The sequence below is a fragment of the Streptomyces sp. NPDC101191 genome (assembly GCF_044767915.1).
Classification (GTDB): domain Bacteria; phylum Actinomycetota; class Actinomycetes; order Streptomycetales; family Streptomycetaceae; genus Streptomyces.
Genome location: NZ_JBIWOU010000002.1, coordinates 1334717 through 1351792, shown reverse-complemented (window position 1 = coordinate 1351792; position 17076 = coordinate 1334717). Strand labels below are relative to the sequence as shown.

At 72.9% G+C, this 17076-nt stretch carries 14 protein-coding genes; 11 read left to right on the top strand and 3 right to left on the bottom strand.

The annotated features are described in order from the left end of the window. Positions 1-296 precede the first annotated feature (296 nt). The 6 genes from ACIRQF_RS12905 (at position 297) to ACIRQF_RS12880 (ending at position 6037) form a co-directional block, all read left to right on the top strand. Positions 297-1124 carry a BTAD domain-containing putative transcriptional regulator gene (locus ACIRQF_RS12905; protein ID WP_404091606.1) on the top strand — a complete coding sequence of 276 codons (828 nt, stop codon included), beginning with the start codon at positions 297-299 and terminating at the stop codon, positions 1122-1124. Between the two features lie 44 nt (positions 1125-1168). Then, complete coding sequence (locus tag ACIRQF_RS12900) at positions 1169-1633, top strand: group II truncated hemoglobin (protein ID WP_389752760.1); 465 nt, start codon at positions 1169-1171, stop codon at positions 1631-1633. A gap of 246 nt (positions 1634-1879) precedes the next feature. Further along, complete coding sequence (locus ACIRQF_RS12895) at positions 1880-3172, top strand: Cmx/CmrA family chloramphenicol efflux MFS transporter (protein ID WP_376631896.1); 1293 nt, start codon at positions 1880-1882, stop codon at positions 3170-3172. A 109-nt stretch (positions 3173-3281) separates the two neighbouring features. Beyond that, a complete protein-coding gene (locus tag ACIRQF_RS12890) occupies positions 3282-4031 on the top strand; it encodes a methyltransferase (RefSeq protein WP_404091603.1) in 750 nt (249 codons plus the stop codon). A gap of 70 nt (positions 4032-4101) precedes the next feature. Further along, positions 4102-5559, top strand: coding sequence for an NAD(P)/FAD-dependent oxidoreductase (locus ACIRQF_RS12885; RefSeq protein WP_404091600.1), 1458 nt, complete (start codon positions 4102-4104; stop codon positions 5557-5559). A gap of 70 nt (positions 5560-5629) precedes the next feature. After that, on the top strand, positions 5630-6037 hold the full coding sequence (locus ACIRQF_RS12880) for a RidA family protein (protein ID WP_376631891.1): 408 nt from the start codon (positions 5630-5632) through the stop codon (positions 6035-6037). A 65-nt stretch (positions 6038-6102) separates the two neighbouring features. Here ACIRQF_RS12880 and ACIRQF_RS12875 read toward each other — a convergent pair whose 3' ends face one another. Beyond that, on the bottom strand, positions 6103-6687 hold the full coding sequence (locus tag ACIRQF_RS12875; RefSeq protein WP_382482368.1) for a flavoprotein: 585 nt from the start codon (positions 6685-6687) through the stop codon (positions 6103-6105). Positions 6688-6910: 223 nt separating this feature from the next. On the opposite strand from ACIRQF_RS12875, the gene ACIRQF_RS12870 reads away from it, so the two are divergent. From ACIRQF_RS12870 to ACIRQF_RS12850, 5 genes are all read left to right on the top strand, one after another. Next, positions 6911-10177 carry an amino acid adenylation domain-containing protein gene (locus ACIRQF_RS12870; RefSeq protein ID WP_404091595.1) on the top strand — a complete coding sequence of 1089 codons (3267 nt, stop codon included), beginning with the start codon at positions 6911-6913 and terminating at the stop codon, positions 10175-10177. Continuing rightward, positions 10174-11823 carry a GMC family oxidoreductase gene (locus ACIRQF_RS12865; protein WP_404091592.1) on the top strand — a complete coding sequence of 550 codons (1650 nt, stop codon included), beginning with the start codon at positions 10174-10176 and terminating at the stop codon, positions 11821-11823. Before ACIRQF_RS12870 ends, ACIRQF_RS12865 begins: the two co-directional genes overlap by 4 nt. Before the next feature lie 2 nt (positions 11824-11825). Beyond that, entirely contained in the window at positions 11826-12575 is a 750-nt protein-coding gene (locus ACIRQF_RS12860; protein WP_382482362.1) for a thioesterase II family protein, read from the top strand. A gap of 4 nt (positions 12576-12579) precedes the next feature. Then, entirely contained in the window at positions 12580-13722 is a 1143-nt protein-coding gene (locus ACIRQF_RS12855; RefSeq protein WP_376631881.1) for an acyl-CoA dehydrogenase family protein, read from the top strand. A gap of 301 nt (positions 13723-14023) precedes the next feature. After that, positions 14024-14626 carry a helix-turn-helix domain-containing protein gene (locus ACIRQF_RS12850; RefSeq protein WP_376631879.1) on the top strand — a complete coding sequence of 201 codons (603 nt, stop codon included), beginning with the start codon at positions 14024-14026 and terminating at the stop codon, positions 14624-14626. Positions 14627-14686: 60 nt separating this feature from the next. Here the strand turns inward: ACIRQF_RS12850 and ACIRQF_RS12845 are convergent, their stop codons facing one another. Further along, the gene (locus ACIRQF_RS12845; RefSeq protein ID WP_404091588.1) at positions 14687-15679 is read right to left on the bottom strand and encodes an NAD(P)/FAD-dependent oxidoreductase; all 993 of its coding nucleotides are present in this window, start codon (positions 15677-15679) and stop codon (positions 14687-14689) included. A gap of 330 nt (positions 15680-16009) precedes the next feature. Then, the gene (locus ACIRQF_RS12840; protein WP_404091585.1) at positions 16010-16615 is read right to left on the bottom strand and encodes an NADase-type glycan-binding domain-containing protein; all 606 of its coding nucleotides are present in this window, start codon (positions 16613-16615) and stop codon (positions 16010-16012) included. Positions 16616-17076: the final 461 nt, after the last annotated feature.

Genomic DNA, 17076 nt, shown 5'->3' with positions numbered 1-17076 from the left:
CCCCAACCCCGCGTTAGTTCCCCCGCACCCGCCCCCCCACCCTTGTCAGGGCCTGAACGCCCGCCCCGTTTTCACCAATTTCCTTACCCTGCCCGGCGGGCCGGGGGGGTCCCCGCGGGGGCCCGTCTCCGCATGTCCGCGTGACCGTAGGAAGACCCCGGTCGCAGATTCTTCGGTCAGCCCTACGGTCGCACCGTATTGAGGCCCTCACCCCCGCACTTCTACGTTCCTTCCCAGAGCGGCCGCCCCGGAGGATCCGGAAAGCGGACGGGGCGCGGAAGAGAGACGGAGGACGCGTGAAGATACGGATTCTGGGCCCGCTGCACGCCGAGGCGGACGGGGCACCGGTCGTCCCGACGGCGGCGAAGACGCGCCAGATCCTGGCGCTCCTCGCCCTCCACCCGGGACAGCTCGTACCCGTGGCCACCCTCCAGGAGGAGCTGTGGGGGACGGCGCCGCCGCGCAGCGCGCACACCACCTTCCAGACCTACGTCCTGCGGCTGCGGCGCGGCCTCGCCGACGCGCTCGGCGGTCCCGACGGACCGGCCCGCGCCCGGCGGCTGCTCGCCACCGGCCACGGGGGCTATCTGCTCCGGGTCGCCGAGGAGGACATCGACGCCTTCGCGTTCCAGCGGGCCGCCCGGGCCGGCCACGCGGCCTTCGCGGAGGGTGACAGCGCTGGCGCCTCCCGGCTGCTGCGCGAGGCCCTCGCGCTCTGGCGCGGACCGGTGCTCGTGGACGTACGGGCCGGCTCGGCGCTGCGGATCCACGCGGCCGCCCTGGAGGAGAGCCGGCTGCTCGCCACCGAACGCCGCGTCGACGCCGAGCTCCGCCTCGGGCTGCACGCCGAACTCCTCGCCGAACTCGTCGAGCTGACGGAGCGCCATCCCGCGCACGAGCGTCTGTACGCCCAGGCCATGGTGGCGTTCTACCGCTCCGGGCGGCAGACCGCGGCCCTCGACCTCTACCGCAGGCTGCGCCGGCGGCTGATCGAGGACCTCGGCCTGGAGCCCGCCCCGCAGCTCCAGCGCCTGCACCAGGCGATGCTCTCGGTCGATCCCCGGCTCGACACGCTCGCCCAGGGCGGCCCGCCCATCCCCACCTTCGACCTGTACGCGGCCTGAGCGCCGCACCCAGGACACCGAGCACCCACAGAAGAGGTGACACAGTGACGGAACGGACCCCCACCCTCTACGAATGGGCCGGCGGCGCCGAGGCGCTGGAACGGCTCACGGAGGAGTTCTACCGGCGCGTCCGCAAGGACGACGTCCTCGCGCCGCTCTTCCGGTACATGGACGACGACCACCCGCAGCACGTCGCGACCTTCCTCGGCGAGGTGCTCGGCGGCCCCGAGCGCTACACCGAGCACCACGGCGGCTACCCCCACATGGTCTCCCGGCACCGCGGTCGCGGCATCAAGCCGGAGCAGCGGGCGCGCTGGGTGGAGCTGATGCTGGAGGCCATGGACGTCGTCGGCCTCCCCCAGGACGCGGAGTTCCGCTCGGCGTTCATCGGCTACATCGAGTTCGGCTCGCGCCGCGCCATGGCCAACTCCCAGCCCGACGCCGGTCCGTCGAGCCGCACCACCATCAAGAAGTGGGGCTGGGGCGAGGCCGTCCCCGGTGATGACTGACCCGGCCGCCGCAGTGACCGGGACCCGGAGGCGGCCCCGCCCGACCCCGCCCGCACGTCCCGGTATCGGCAACAAATGTTGTCCTTCCGCCACGCTCGGTTCCAGCATGGGGACCAGAAGTGATCACCGTGATCGAGCGGATCGCCGAGGCGTCCGTCCTCCGCGGACGGCCGCCGCGAGGGACCGGCGGCGGCGTACTCCGAACGCCCGGCGGACCGGCGCGCACCCGCCCTGATCCGTACCCCCGTGAACCATCCGGACAAGGAGTTCGACCATGCCTTCGACCACCCCGCGCCGCCCCGGCGGCAGCCGATGAGCGTCCAGACCGAGGCCCACGAGGCCGCCTCCCCCAAGGCGAGCGACCGGCTGCCGTTCGCGGTCTACCTCCTCGCGTTCAGCCTGTTCGCGATGGGAAGCGCCGAGTTCCTGCTCGCCGGAGTCCTCCCGGACATCGCCGACGACCTGCACATCTCGCTCTCCTCGGCCGGCGCGCTGATCTCCGCCTTCGCCATCGGCGTGGTCATCGGCGGACCGCCGCTGGCGGTCCTCACGCTGCGCTGGCCGCGCCGGACCACCCTGGTGGTCTCGCAGGTCCTGTTCGCGGTCTGCGTGGCGATCGGCCTGGTCACCGACGACTTCACCGTCCTGATCGTCACCCGCTTCCTGTGCGGTCTGGCCTACGCCGGGTTCTGGGCGGTCGCCGCGGTCACCGCGATCGGACTCGTCACCCCCGACCGCACCGCCCGCGCCTCCGGCGTCGTCGTCAGCGGACTCTCCATCGCCATGGTCGGCGGCGGCCCGGCCGGCGCCTTCCTCAGCCACTTCACCGGCTGGCAGGGCGGATTCTGGGCGGTGGTCGCCCTCACCGTCCTCGGCGCGGTCTCGACGGCCGTCGCCGTCCCCGCCACCCGGGCGGCCCAGGAGCCGAGCGTGCGCCGCGAACTGCGCACCATGCGTCAGCCTCAGCTGTGGGTCGTGTACGCCGCGACGCTGCTCAGCACCGCCGCGTACATGATCTCGTACAACTACCTGGCGGCCTTCCTCACGGACATCACCGGGGTGGACTCGGTCTGGGTGCCCCCGATCCTCGTCCTGTTCGGCATCGGAGCCTTCGTCGGCCTGTCCATCGGCGGCCGGATCGCCGACGGGCGCCCGCACCACGCCTTCCTCATCGGGGCCGGCGGCATCCTCGTCACCTCGGTGCTGCTCGCCCTGCTCGCCGACCACCCGATCGCCGTCATCGTCCTGGTCCTGCTCCTCGGCGTCGCCGGCTTCGTGCTCAACCCGGCCATCTACGGGCGGGTGTTCACCGTGGCGGCCGAGGCACCCACGCTCGCCGGGGCCACCGCCGTCTCCATGTTCCAGCTCGGCATCAGCCTGGTCCCCGTCCTCGCGGGCGTCGCCCTCGGGGCCGGAGCCGGACTGACGTCCATCCCCTGGCTGGGCGCAGGCCTGGCCGTACTCACCGTCCCGGTCGTCCTCATCGACCGGACGATGGCCCGCAACCGGGCGCGGAACCCGCAGACCGGCGAGAACTGACCTCGCCCCTCCGCTCCACGGTCCGCGCTCCCCGTCCCCGTCCGAAGACCGGAGCCGCGGAGGAATTCTCCCCCGGAATTCCTCCGCGCGCTCCTTCAAGGAGGATTCCATGGACAACGAACTCGGTTACGAACTCGGGAACTGGGTGGTGTCGCAGATCCAGAGCCCGGACCGTCCCACGCAGACGACGTTCACGCTTCTCGACCAGGAATGGGAGCTCCTCCCCGAGGTATTCCCGCCCTACACGGACCCCGGCCCGGGACTCTTCGCCTCCTGGGTGCCGTACGAGAAGGGCATCCGCTTCCTGGAGATGGGCTGCGGTGCGGGGATCTCCGCGGTGGTCGCCGCACAGCGCGGTGCCGAGCACGTGGTCGCCCTGGACATCAACCCGGCCGCGGCGGAGAACACCCGCCGCAACGCCGCCCGGCACGGCGTGGCCGACCGGGTGACGGCCCTGGCGAGCGACCTCTTCGACGCCCTGGAGCCCGCCGAGCCCTTCGACCTCGTCTTCTGGAACACCCCGTTCATCGAGGCGCCCGAGAGCCGCCCCTACGCCGGCCAGATCGAGCGCGCGGTCTTCGACCCCGGCTACGAGATGGTGCGCCGCTTCTTCCGTGACGTGCGGTCCCACCTGGCCCCGAACGGACGGGTCTACCTGGGCACCAGCGAGGCCATGGGCAACCGGGACAAGATGCTGCGGGCCGCCGCCGACGCCGGGTTCGAGGGCCACCGGCACCGCAGCGAATCCGTGGAACTGCCCGCGGCGGACTTCCCCGCCTCCCCGGTGGTCGCGGCCCACACCAATGAGCGCGGAATCGTCGACATGGATTTCACGATGTACGAGTTCCTGCGCCGCTGACCCAGCACCTGTCCAGACGAATTCGATTCACGACCGGGCGGACTCGACCGCCCCGGAAGAGGGGAATGTCATGAGCGTCAACGGGAACGCGAACGCCACCGGCTACGACGTCGTCATCGCCGGAAACGGAGTCCTCGGACTCTCGCTCGCCTGGGTCCTGGCGCAGCGGGGACAGCGCGTCGCGGTGCTCGGCCAGCCACACCGGCCGTGGGCCGGATCGGCCGCCGCCGGAGCCATGCTCGGCAGCTTCGGCGAGGTCACCACCTCGCTGCTCGCCACCGAGCACGGCCGCGCCAAGCTCGAACTCGGCATCGAGGCGGGCAAGTTGTGGCCGCAGTGGATCGCGGAGCTGGAGGCGGACACCGAGGGCGCCCCCGTGAAGACCGCCGACGGCACCACCGTCATCCTCAACACCATCGGCACCGCCGAGATCGACGACGCCAACTACAACGCCATCCAGGCCGAACTCACCCGCTACGACGAGCCCTTCGAGAACGTCGAGCCGGCCGACCTCGACTGGGTGGACGCCGAGCCGATCTCCCGCCCGCTCAAGGCCTTCCACATACCCGGCGAGCACGCCGTCAACGCCGCCGCCCTGCTGGAGCGTCTGGAGCAGGCGGCCGTCCGGGCCGGCGCCACCCTCGTCCCCGAGTTCGCGACCCGCGTCGTCCACCAGGGTGAGCGGGTGACCGGCGTCGTCACCACCTCCGGACGGACGATCAGCGCCGACCACGTGACGCTCGCCGCCGGCGCCCGCAGCCAGGAGCTGCTCGACAGCCTGCCCGTCGGCCCCCGCATCCCCCGCCTGGTCAGCGGCTACGGCGTCTCCTCGCTGATCCGGACCGCCGACGGCACCAACCCCGACAGCGTCATCCGGACCCCGAACCGCTCCTTCGCCTGCGGTCTGCACGTCGTGCCCCGCGGCGACGGCCACGTCTACGTGGGCGCCACCAACGTCATCTCCGTGGAGCCGCGCGACACCGCCGAGATGCGCGACCTGGTCTTCCTCCTCCAGTGCGCCCACCGCCAGGTCCGCCGCAACCTCTGGAACAGCGACGTCGCCAAGGTCCAGGTCGGCAACCGCCCCGTGTCCATGGACGGCTTCCCGCTGCTCGGCCACGGCGGCATGCACGGCCTGTGGATCATGACCGGCACCTACCGCGACGGTCTGCACCTCTCCCCGCTCCTGGCCCAGGACTTCGCCGCCCGGATCCTGGGCGAGCAGCACCGGACCGAGCTCGACCGCTTCGCGCCGGTGCGCCAGCCCTATCGGACGGGCACCCGCGAGGAGATCGTCGACGTCCTCATCGACCACCAGATGGGCATCGGTTACGAGCAGGACTGGACGATCCCGGTCGAGTGGCACCAGTGGATCGAGATGGACCTGCGGCCGGCCACCCTCGCCTGGGCGAACGAGCTCGACCCGGAGTTCACCCCGCCGGCCGAGCTCCTCTTCGCCTCCCGCTTCGACCCCGAGCTGGTCAGCCTGCTCCGCAAGTACTACGCGACCTGCCGCGAGAACAGCTGACCCGCCCGCCCGGGCCCCGCCCGCTTCCTCCCTCCGCAGTACCGGAGACCCCTCGAGAAAGGACAGTCCCATGGCAGTCGAGGCGATCGACCCGCCCGGCCTTCCCAAGCCCTACGGCTGGCGCCAGCTGGCCGTAGGCACCGGCAGCCGCGTCGTGTTCCTGAGCGGCCAGACCCCGCGCACCGCCGACGGCGAGCCGGTCGGCATGGGAGACCTCGCGGCCCAGACCGAGCAGATCTACCTCAACATCGCCACCGGCCTCGAGGCCGCCGGCGCCACCTTCGACGACGTCCTCCGCCTGACCATGTACGTCGTGGACTGGTCGCTCGACAAGTGGGAGGCGATCACGGCCGGCGCCGAGCGCGCGGCGGCCAAGCTGGGCGCCGACGTCATCCGGCCCACCACCCTGGTCGGGGTGGCCACCCTCGCCGAACCCGACTTCCTCATCGAGATCGAGGCGACCGCCATCGCCTCCTGACCGACCTTCCCGCACACGCGTGAGGCCCCGCCGGAACCGGCGGGGCCTCACGCGTGTGCCTGCGGTCAGCGCTGCTTGGCGAGCAGGTCGTCGATCACCGTGGCGACCGTCTCCGGCGCGGGCAGTGCGGGGTGGTGGCTCGTGGTGCCCGTGGTGGGGTCGAAGCCGTCGTGCCACTCGGGCTCGTTGACCAGGCCGCCGTCCTCGCGGATCCGCGCGATGTTCCGCTGGACGGCCGGCTTGTGCCACATCTTGGCGCCCATCACCGGGAAGTACACGACCGGGTAGTCCACCGAGAGCGCCACCGTCATCAGCCGGTTCGGCGCGGCACCGCCCGCGGCGGCCGCGAGGGTGTGGGCGGTGGCGGGCAGGACGGCGAGGATGTCGTGGTCACCGGCGAGCCGGGACGGCTTGTCCGTCGGCCAGTCCGCCGGGGAATCCCCGTACACCACCCGCTCGGCGAAGAGTGCCAAACTCTCGGGCGAAAGGAACGACGTGGCGGTGTGCGTGAGCAGAACCGTGAACGTGCTGCCCGCGATCTGCCGGCGCATCGCCTCGATATAGGACGGAAGCCGGGTCACCGCAATCGATCCGGTGGCGCCGACCAGTATGCGTTTCCCGGGCGTGGCCGGGGAGTTCTGAATTCCCATGCCCCGATGATGTCGCCGTGCTCCCGGCGCCGGTCAATGGCCCAGCCCCCGGTACGGCGGGGGAGTCCAGCGCCGGTCCAGCGGCCGTCGAGTGCGGGCCAAACCCTACGGTCGTCCCTACGGTCCGACCGTATTGAGGCCGTTTGCCGCCCCTCCTAACCTCCCTTTTCGTATAGGAATTCGAAAGCCCGTCAGGGCGACTGATGAAAAGGGGCGGACCTCGATGGAGGATCTTTTCGCGGAGCTGCGCGGCGGGGCCGGCCACCCCCGCCTGGACGACACCCGGCTGCCCGAGCTCAAGCCGCAGCCGGAGCGCCGTCACGAACCCTTCCCCCTCACCGACATCCAGCAGGCCTATCTGATCGGCCGGCACAAGGGCCTGGAACTCGGCGGCATCTCCAGCCAGTACTACCTGGAGTTCGACTGTCCCGCCCTCGACCCGGACCGGCTGACCGAGGCCCTGCGGAAGGTCGTCGCACGCCACGACGCGCTCCGCACGGTGGCCGGCCCCGACCAGACCCAGCGGGTCCTCCCCGCCGACGAGCTGCCGCCGTACGTCATCGGCGTCACCGATCTGCGGGGAGGGAGCGCCGAGGACCTGGTCACGGCCGTGGACCGGATCCGCGCGGAGATGACCGAGCAGGTGCTGCCCGTGGACCGGGCGCCGCTGTTCGACGTCCGCCTCACCCTGCTCGACGGCGACCGGGTCCGGCTGCACCTCGCCGTCGACCTGCTCTTCCTCGACATGCGCGGCCTGTACCGCTTCCTCGGCGAATGGCGCCGCCACTACGACGAGCCCGGCCTGAACCCGGAGCCGCCGGAGCTGTCGTTCCGCGACTACGTCCTCGCGCAGGAGGAACTGCGCGACGCCACCCTGGGCCAGGAGGCCGCCGCGTACTGGTCGGACCGCCTCGGCACCCTGCCGCCCGCGCCCGAACTGCCGCTGGCCGCCGCGCCCGAGCAGCTCGGCACCCCCCGGTTCGTACGGCACCGGGCGCTGCTCGCGCCCGAGCGCTGGACGGCGCTGCGCGAGGCCGCCGGCCGGCACGGACTCACCCCCTCCGGCCTGTTGCTCGCGGCCTACGCGGAGGTGGTGCGGACCTGGTCGCGGCGCCAGGAGTTCACCCTGACCGTGACCCAGTTCCACCGGCTCGGGCTGCACCCGCAACTCGACGAGATCATGGGCGACTTCCTGGCGCCGAGCCTGCTCGCCGTCGGCGGCCGGGCCGAGGACACCTTCGCGCAGCGCGCCCAGGAGCTGCAGCGGCGCTCTCTGGAGGACCTCGCGCACTCCACCTACGGCGGCATCCGGGTGCTGCGCGACCTGGCCCGCCGCAAGGACGACGGCCGGGCCGCCATGCCCGTGGTCTTCTCCAGCACGCTCGGCGCCTCCGACGGGGGCCGCCTGGAAGCCTTCGGCGAACTGGTCCACGACCACAGCCGGACCCCGCAGGTGTGGCTGGAGAACCAGATCCTCGAACGCGACGGCCGGCTCTCCGTGAACTGGAACGCCGTCGAGGGCCTGTTCCCCGAGGGCACCCTGGAGGCCATGTTCGACGCGTACCTGACGCTGCTCGACCGCCTCGTCGACGACGCCGCCGTCTGGGACGCCACCCGGGGGATCGTGCCGCTGCCCGCCGCGCAGGCCGAGGAGCGGGAGCGCGCCAACGACACGGCCGAGGACATCGGGCCGGCCCTGCTGCACGAGCTGGTCGCCGAGGCCGCCGCGCGCCGTCCCGACGCGGTCGCGGTCGTCACGCCCGGCACGGAGACCACGTACCGCCGCCTCACCGAGGATGCCCACCGCATCGCGCACCGGCTGCTCGAAGGGCCAGGAGCCGAGCCGAACGAGATCGTCGCCGTGTCCATGCGGCCGGGCGCCGCCCAGTACTCCGCGCTGCTCGGCGTGCTGCACTCCGGCGCCGCCTACGTGGCCATCGACCCCGAACTGCCCGAGGAGCGCCGCCTGAAGCTGCTGGCCCGATGTTCCGTGCGGGCCGTGGTCACCGAGCCGGAACTGCGCGACCGCCTGACCTGGCCGGCCGGCGTCACGGTGGTGACCGCCGAGGACGAGGCCACCCTCACCTGCTCCGCCGAGCGGCCGAAGTCCCGACAGGGCCACGACGACCTCGCCTACGTCATCTTCACCTCGGGCTCCACCGGCGAGCCCAAGGGCGTGATGATCACCCACCGCAGCGCCGCCAACACCGTGCAGGACATCAACCGGCGCTTCTCCGTGGGCGAGGACGACCGGACCATGGCACTCGCCCCGACCGGCTTCGACCTGTCGGTCTACGACCTCTTCGGCGTCCTGGGCGCCGGCGGCACCGTCGTCGTGCCCGACCCGGCGCGCGGCAACGACATCGCCCACTGGTCGCAGCTCATCGGCCGCTACGGCGTCACCATCTGGAACAGCGTGCCCGCCCCCATGCGCATGTGGATCGACTCGCTCGGCGACGGGGGAGTGCCGCGCGGCTGCCGGCTGCGGCTCGCCCTGCTCAGCGGCGACTGGATCCCCGTCGACCTGCCGGAACGCATCCGGGAGAAGATCCCCGCGATGCGGGTGATCAGCCTCGGCGGCGCCACCGAGGGCTCCATCTGGTCGATCCACCACCCGATCGACGACGTGCGGCCCGACTGGGCGAGCATCCCGTACGGCAAGCCGCTCGCCAACCAGACCATGCACGTGTTGAACCAGTGGCTGGAACCCTCCCCGGTCGGCGTCACCGGTGAGATCCACATCGGCGGCACCGGCGTGGCCCAGGGCTACCTCGGCGATCCCGAGCGCACCGCCGAACGCTTCCTCGTCCACCCGGTCACGGGCGAGCGGATCTACCGCACCGGCGACCTCGGCCGCTACCTGCCCGGCGGTGACATCGAGATCCTCGGCCGCGAGGACTTCCAGGTGAAGATCAACGGCTACCGCGTCGAGCTGGGCGAGATCGAGGCCGCCCTGCTCCGCCGGCCCGGGGTGAGCAGCGCACTCGTCACCGCGCCCGCCCACGCCCGTACCGGCCAGCGCCAGATCGCCGCCTACGTGGTGCCCGAGCCCGGGGCCGAACCGGACCCGGCCGAACTGCGCGAGGCACTCGGCGCCGTGCTGCCCGGCTACATGGTGCCCAGCCGCTTCCTGACCCTGGACGCCCTGCCTCTCACCGCGAACGGAAAGATCGACCACAAGGCGCTGCCCACGCCGTGGAACGACGACTCCGACACCGCCTCCGAGAGGGTCGCGCCCCGCAGCCGGGTCGAGGAGCGCCTGTTCACGCTCTGGTCCCAGCAGCTCGGCCACGGCGACTTCGGCGTGGAGGAGGGCTTCTTCGACATCGGCGGCGACTCCCTGCACGCGGTCGGCCTGCTCGCGCTGCTGCGCACCGAGTTCGGCCTCGAGGCCGACACGGAGCAGGAGATGGTCGAGGGGCTGTTCATGAACGCCTCCATCGCCTCGTTCGCCGAACTGATCGTCACCGTCGAGGAGTCCGCAGCGTGACCACCACACCCGATCCCGTCGCGACCGTCCGCGAATGGGAGTACGTGATCGTCGGAGCGGGCTCGGCCGGCGCCGTGACCGCCGCCCGGCTCGCCGCCCGCGGCTCCGGACCGGTCCTGCTCCTGGAGGCCGGCGAGGACCAGCCCAGTCCCCGCGACCGCTCCCACCCGCTGGCCGACGCCGGACGGCTCGTGCTGGCCGGCCACAACTGGGACTACCGCGCCAACCTGCGCACCAGCGGGCGCCTGGAAGACCTCGTCGAGGGCCGCACCGCAGCGGCGGAGCCCACGGCGGCCACGGGCGGCCGGGTGCCCGCGCGGGCCCTGTGGGAACGCTTCCCCTACCAGCTCGGCAAGGTCGTCGGCGGCGGCTCCGCCGTGAACGGCGCCATCGCCCTGCGCGGGCTGCCCCGCGACTTCGCCGCCTGGGAGGCCGCCGGGAACCCGGACTGGTCCTGGGAGCGCGTGCTGCCCTTCTACAAGGAGATCGAGAACGACGCCGACTTCCCGGGCCGGCTGCACGGCGACAGCGGACCGCTGCCGATCCACCGCACCCCGCGCGACCAGGTGCACGCGCTGGACGCCGCCTTCTGGGAGGAGTGCAACCGGCAGGGCGTCACCGACCTGCCCGACCTCAACGCCGGTGACGAGGCCGGCGTCGGCCCGATACCCGGCAACGCGGTGGACGGCGAACGCATCGACGCCTCCACCGCCTTCCTTGCCGGCGCCCGCGACCTGCCCGACTTCCACCTGCGCAGCGGCGTCCGGGTCACCCGGGTGCTGTTCGAGGGCAACCGGGCCGTCGGCGTCGAGGCCGAACTCGACGGCGCGCTCACCACCGTCCGCGCGCGGCACGTCGTGCTCAGCGCCGGGGCCGTCGGCACCCCCGTCATCCTCCAGCGCTCCGGAGTCGGCGCGGCCGGGCTGCTCGGGGCCCTCGGCATCACCCCCGTCGCCGACCTGCCGGGCGTCGGCCGCGACCTGGTGGACCACCCCTCGGTCGTCATCTGGTCCAAGCCGGCCGACGGCGTCTGCACGCCCGGCCTGCCCTGGCGGCAGGTCGCGGCCCGCATGAGCAGCGGCTTCGACGAGGACGTGGACATCCAGGTGGGCCTGCTCAACAACGTGGAGAGCCACACCATCCCCGGCTTCGTCGACCGGCTCGGCTGGCCGCTCGTCGTCGGCATCTCGGTGATGCTGCTGCGCCCGCGCTCCCGGGGCCGGGTCTTCCTCGACAGCGCCGACCCGTACGCGGCGCCCGTCATCGAGCTGGGCATCGGCACCGACCCCGAGGACGTGGAGCGGCTCTGCCACGGCGTGCGCCGGGCCTGGGGCTTCCTGCGGTCCCCGGGCCTGTCGAGCCGGCTGACCAGGACGCAGTTCTGGAGCGACCGGATGATCGCCAACGACGGCGTCGTGCGCAGCGGCGTCCGCCACATCATGAACCCCGGCTGGCACGCGGCCGGTTCGTGCCGGATGGGGCCGGAGACCGACCCGTGGGCGGTCGCCGACCAGGACGGGCGGGTGCACGGCACCGAGAACCTGCGGATCGCCGACGCCTCGCTCTTCCCCGCCATCCCGAGCGCCCCCACCAACCTGACCACCCTGATGCTGGCCGAGAAGCTGGCCCGGAGCACCAAGGAGTGACCGTGCAGCCCCCATCCAGGCCGCCCGTGCGGCTCTACTGCTTCCCGCACGCCGGGGCGACCTCCCTCGTCTACCGCGGCTGGCAGGCGCTCGGCGAGCCGCATCTGCTGGTCCGGGGCGTGGACGCGCCCGGCCGCGGCACCCGCCGCCAGGAACGCAAGGCCGCCGGCTTCCACGCGCTCGTCCGGTGCATGGCCGAGCAGGTCGTGGCCGATCTGCTGACCGAGCGGGAACGGACCCCCGGCCTGCGCTGGGCCACCTTCGGGCACAGCTTCGGCTCGACCACGAGCCTGGCGGTGGCCGCGGAGGTGACCCGGCAGGTCGGCGTGGCGCCGGAGCGGGCCGTGCTGTCCGGGGCGGTCCCGCCCCGGCTCCAGCGGCCCGGCCCGCTGCTCGACTCCGTACCCGACGAGGAGCTGCTGGCCCGGACCGCCGCCGACGGCGGCACCCCTCCGGCCGTGCTCGCCGATCCGACCATGAGCCGCATCCTGCTGCGGATGCTCCGTGAGGACGACGCCGTGCGGGCCGAGTTCGCCACCGAGGCGGCCGGGCTGCGGGTGGACTTCCCGCTCACGCTGATCGGCGCCCGCGAGGACGTGCACGCCCCGCCGGAGAAGGTCTGGCAGTGGGCAGCGCACAGCTCGGTACCGGCCCGCCGGGTGGAGATCGACGGCGGCCACTTCGCGGCCGTCCAGCGCCCCAAGGACACCCTCGCCGGCATCGTCGACGACATCGACCCCGGGAAGGGGTGAGCACATGGCACGCAGCAGGTACGAGGCGGAGCACGAGCAGTTCCGGGCCACCTGCCGGGAGTTCCTCCACCGCGAGGTGCTGCCGCACCACGCGCGGTGGGAGCGGGACGGCATCGTCGACCGCGAGGTGTGGCGCAAGGCGGGCCGGGCCGGTCTCCTCGGCATCGGCGTGGACCCGGCGTACGGCGGGGGCGGCGAGCCCGACTACCGCTATCCGGCGGTGTTCTCGCAGGAGATCATGTGGGCGCGCGCCACGGCCCCCGGCTTCGTGGCCCACAACGACGTCATCGCCACCTATCTCGCCGACCGCACCACCGAGGAGCAGCGCAAGCGCTGGCTGCCCGGGCTCTGCTCGGGCGAGCTGATCGCGGCCATCGCGATGAGCGAGCCCGACGCCGGCTCCAACGTCGCCGACATCCGCACCACCGCCGTACGCGACGGCGACTCCTACGTCCTCAACGGGCAGAAGACCTTCATCACCAACGGCGAGAACGCCGACGTGGTCGTGGTCGCCGCCAAGACCGCACCCGAGCGCGGCGCCCAGGGCATCAGCCTCCTCGTGGTGGAGCGCGGCACGCCCGGGTTCACCCGGGGACGGCGCATGGAGAAGCTGGGCTGGCACGCCAGCGACACCTGCGAGCTGTTCTTCGACGCCTGCCGGGTGCCGGCCGACAACCTCGTCGGCAAGGAGAACGCCGGTCTCGCCTACATGATGGCGGGGCTGCCCCGGGAGCGGCTGAGCATCGCCACCGTGGCGGTCGGCGCGGCCGAGCGGATGCTGGCGGACACCCTGGAGTACGCCAAGACGCGCGAGGCCTTCGGCCGGACCATCGGCAGCTTCCAGCACAACCGCTTCCAACTGGCGACGATGGACACGGAACTGACGATCGCCCAGGTCTTCCTGGACCACTGCATAGCCGAACTCAACGCCGGCCGCCTGTCGGTGACGGACGCGGCCAAGGTGAAGTGGTGGACCACGGAGCTGCAGGTGGACATCGCGAACCGCTGCCTCCAGATCCACGGTGGCTACGGCTATCTCAAGGAGAGCGCCATCTCGCGGGAGTGGGCCAACAGCCGGGTGCAGACGATCTACGGCGGGACGACGGAGGTGATGAAGGAACTGATCGGCCGGTCCCTGGGCCTCTGACCCGTCCGCCCCGTCCCTGTGGTCCTCCGTCCCTGTGGTCCTCCGTCCCTGTGGTCCTCCGTCCCTGTGGTCCTCCGTCCCTGTGGTCGTCCGTCCCTGCGGTCCTCCGTCCCCGGCGCGGCGCCGCCCCCCGTCACCACGTACCACCGCCCCGCCTGACCGCGCCCGCCCGACACCCCCGGCCCCAGCCCGCCCCGCTCCCGGCACGCGACCGCGCCGGGAGCGGGGCGCACTTTCGGCCATGTCCCGAAATCAGCACCTATGATTGCGATTTCGGGAACGGGCGCGATCTAATGGCGGGATGGAGCAGTCACCGGCCATCACCCAGGCCCTGTCCGCTGTCGGTCCCCGGCTCAAGCGGGTCCGCACCGCTCGTGGCGTCACGCTCGCCGCGCTGTCGGAGGCCACCGGAATCTCCAAGAGCACGCTGTCCAGACTCGAAGCGGGACAGCGCCGCCCCAGTCTCGAACTGCTGCTGCCCATCGCCCAGGCCCATCAGGTCCCGCTCGACGAACTGGTCGGCGCCCCGGAGGTGGGAGATCCGCGCGTCCGGCTCAAGCCGCACGCCGTGAACGGCAACACGGTGCTGCCGCTGACGCGCCAGCCGGGACCGCTGCAGAGCTACAAGATGGTGCTGCCGGCGAGCCGCGACACCCCGGAGATGTGCACGCACGAGGGCTACGAGTGGCTGTACGTGCTGTCCGGGCGTCTGCGGCTCGTCCTGGCCGACCACGACCTGGTGCTCGACCCCGGCGAGGTGGCCGAGTTCGAGACCCGGCTGCCGCACTGGTTCGGGAGCACGGGGGAGGGCCCGGTCGAGGTGCTGAGCGTGTTCGGCCGCCAGGGCGAGCGGATGCACGTCCGCGCCCGCCCGACACGCCGAACGCCCGCCACCGGCTCGTAGCCGGGGCGGGCGCTGGGGCGGGCGCGCGGGGGAGGCGACGCCGCGGCCGTCGCCCGTCGCTCAGGACGCGGGGACGGGCGCTTCGGGGGAGCGGCCTGCGGCGGCGCGGTGCGCGGCGAGGTCGCGTTCGATCTCCTCGTCGACCAGGTCGTGGTTGAGGGCGAAGGCGGCCGCGGCTCCCATGCCGGCCGCCGTGACGGCCTGGGCCCGGGAGTCCACCACGTTGCCGACGGCCCACAGGCCGGGGCGGCTGGTGCGGCCGGCCCGGTCGGTGACCAGCCAGCCCTGCTCGTCCTTCGCGCAGCCGAGACCGTCGAAGGCCCCGTCGTTCGGAGTCATGCGGGGGAAGAGGAACACCCCGGCGCAGTCGATCGTCGCGCCGTCGGCGAGTTCCACCGCGTGCAGGCGCCCGTCCTTGCTCAGGAGCGTCGACACCGGCCCCTCGACCACCTCGACTCCGCGCGCGTCCATGCGTTCGCGCTCCTCGTCGGTCAGCGGCCGGCTGTGCGGGACGTACACGACGTGCGGCGACCACTGGCGCAGCAGCAGTGCCTGGCCGGGCGAGGCGGGGTGCACGCCGAGCACGACGATCGGCCGGTCGCGGACCTCGTAGCCGTGGCAGTACGGGCAGAAGTGCACGTCCTCGCCCCACATCGCGCGCACGCCCGGGATCTCGGGCAGTTCGTCGCGCAGGCCCGTGGCGAGCACGACGTGCCGGGCGCCGAGGCTCGCCCCGCCCTCCAGGCGGACCAGGTATCCGCCGCTCTCCGCGGCCTCCACCTGGTCCACCCGGCCCTCGATCCGGACCGCGCCGTACCGCGCGATCTCGGCGCGGCCGGCCTCCAGCACGGTGAGCGGGGGGACGCCGTCGCGGGAGAGGAAGCTGTGCATGTGGGCCGAGGGGGCGTTGCGGGGCTCCCCGGAGTCGACGACGGCTACGGTGCGACGGGCCCGGGCGAGCACGAGTGCGGCATTGAGCCCACCCGCCCCGCCGCCTATCACGATGACGTCGTACGAAGTGCGGTCGTGGGTTGCGTTGTTGGCGCCGGTCATGGCGATCACCTCCGCCGCAAGAGTGCGGCCGGCCGGCGAGCCGGGCAATCTTTGTTGCCGTTTCCGGGACGCGGCCGGTCGAACCCCTCCCCCCGCCCGTGTGCGCCGTCGCTTCCTGCACATCCGCCCGACAGCCAGCTGCCCGGCCGATGCACCGCCCCCCGCCCGGGCCCCGGCAGGCCACCACCGCAGAACACCCGGCCCACCCCACGACACGACGTCCACGCAGTCCACAGACCCGACGTCGTCAGGTCCCGGAACAAGGAGTCGACCACGCCACGACCCTGCCGGACGGGTTGAGGATCACGTACGCGCCGGGGGCCCGGTGCTTCAGCCGCGCTGGAAGAACTCCACCTCCGCCAGGGCCAGATGCCGCCTCCCGGTCAGTCCGGCGGGCGAGCCGAGCGTCAGCCGGATCGCGGTGGCGTCGCTGATGCCGGTCGGGAACGTCTGCGGTCCGGCCTTGTCGCTGAGGTTGAGCGTCCTGCGGACGACCGTGCCGTCCTTCGTCGTCACCTCCATCTCGATTCGCAGCGCCCGCCCTTGCAGCGCGTACGCCTCCGGCTCCGACGAGGCACCGTTGGTCACGATCACGTCGACCAGCCGGAACGGCTTGGCGAAGCCGTACGTGACCGAGGCGCCGGAACCGGGCGCGCCCCAGTAACGGTTGCTGAGCCCGTCCGTACTGGCGGTCGCCGCGTGCCCCGGTATCTCGGCGCTCGCCCGTACCCCGGTCGCGGTCACCGGCTTGGCCTTGCCCAGCTTGTCCCGGGTGTTCTCGATCAGATGCCGCCCGGCCGGCAGGAGCAGAAACCCCGCCGCGCAGAGCGCCAGAACCACGAACAGCACCGTCAGGAACCGCGCGAGCCGCCCCGAACCGCCCCGCGCGCGACGCCGGAACGGCCAGACCGTCCGCCACCAGGGCAGCGACGCCACGGTCGTCGCTGGCGTCAGCGGCGCCGCGCACCGCCGACAGAAGTTCCGCCCGGGCGCGTTCGGTGTCCCGCACGCCGGACATGGCGCCCCCGCCATGTCCTCCGCCACCGGCACCTGCCGCACGACCGGCCGCGAGGCGACTGCCTTCGCGGGCTGGACGGGCCCGGGGGAGCCCTCCGGAGCAGGCGCCGCCGAGGGCCGCCGCGGGGGCGGCGCGGCGGCGGATGCGGATGCGGGGGCGGGGGAGGGGCGGACGGGCCCGGGGGCGGGGGCGGTGAGCCGGGGCGGGCCCGGGGGAGTCTCCCGCCCCGGGGGGTCCTGCGCTGACGTGGCGGTGGGCGCCTCGTCGGACCGCTGTGCGGCGCGCGACGACGAGGGCTCCGGTGATGCCTCCGGTACCGGCGGGGTCGCCGGAACGCCTGGTACCGCCGGAACGGCCGGAAGCTCGGGAGGACGTCCGG

Coding starts and splice junctions, on each gene's coding strand:
- ACIRQF_RS12890 (WP_404091603.1), top strand. CDS start 3,282: ATGGACAACGAACTCGGTTACGAACTCGGGAACTGGGTGGTGTCGCAG.
- ACIRQF_RS12885 (WP_404091600.1), top strand. CDS start 4,102: ATGAGCGTCAACGGGAACGCGAACGCCACCGGCTACGACGTCGTCATC.
- ACIRQF_RS12880 (WP_376631891.1), top strand. CDS start 5,630: ATGGCAGTCGAGGCGATCGACCCGCCCGGCCTTCCCAAGCCCTACGGC.
- ACIRQF_RS12875 (WP_382482368.1), bottom strand. CDS start 6,687: ATGGGAATTCAGAACTCCCCGGCCACGCCCGGGAAACGCATACTGGTC.
- ACIRQF_RS12870 (WP_404091595.1), top strand. CDS start 6,911: ATGGAGGATCTTTTCGCGGAGCTGCGCGGCGGGGCCGGCCACCCCCGC.
- ACIRQF_RS12855 (WP_376631881.1), top strand. CDS start 12,580: ATGGCACGCAGCAGGTACGAGGCGGAGCACGAGCAGTTCCGGGCCACC.
- ACIRQF_RS12850 (WP_376631879.1), top strand. CDS start 14,024: ATGGAGCAGTCACCGGCCATCACCCAGGCCCTGTCCGCTGTCGGTCCC.
- ACIRQF_RS12845 (WP_404091588.1), bottom strand. CDS start 15,679: ATGACCGGCGCCAACAACGCAACCCACGACCGCACTTCGTACGACGTC.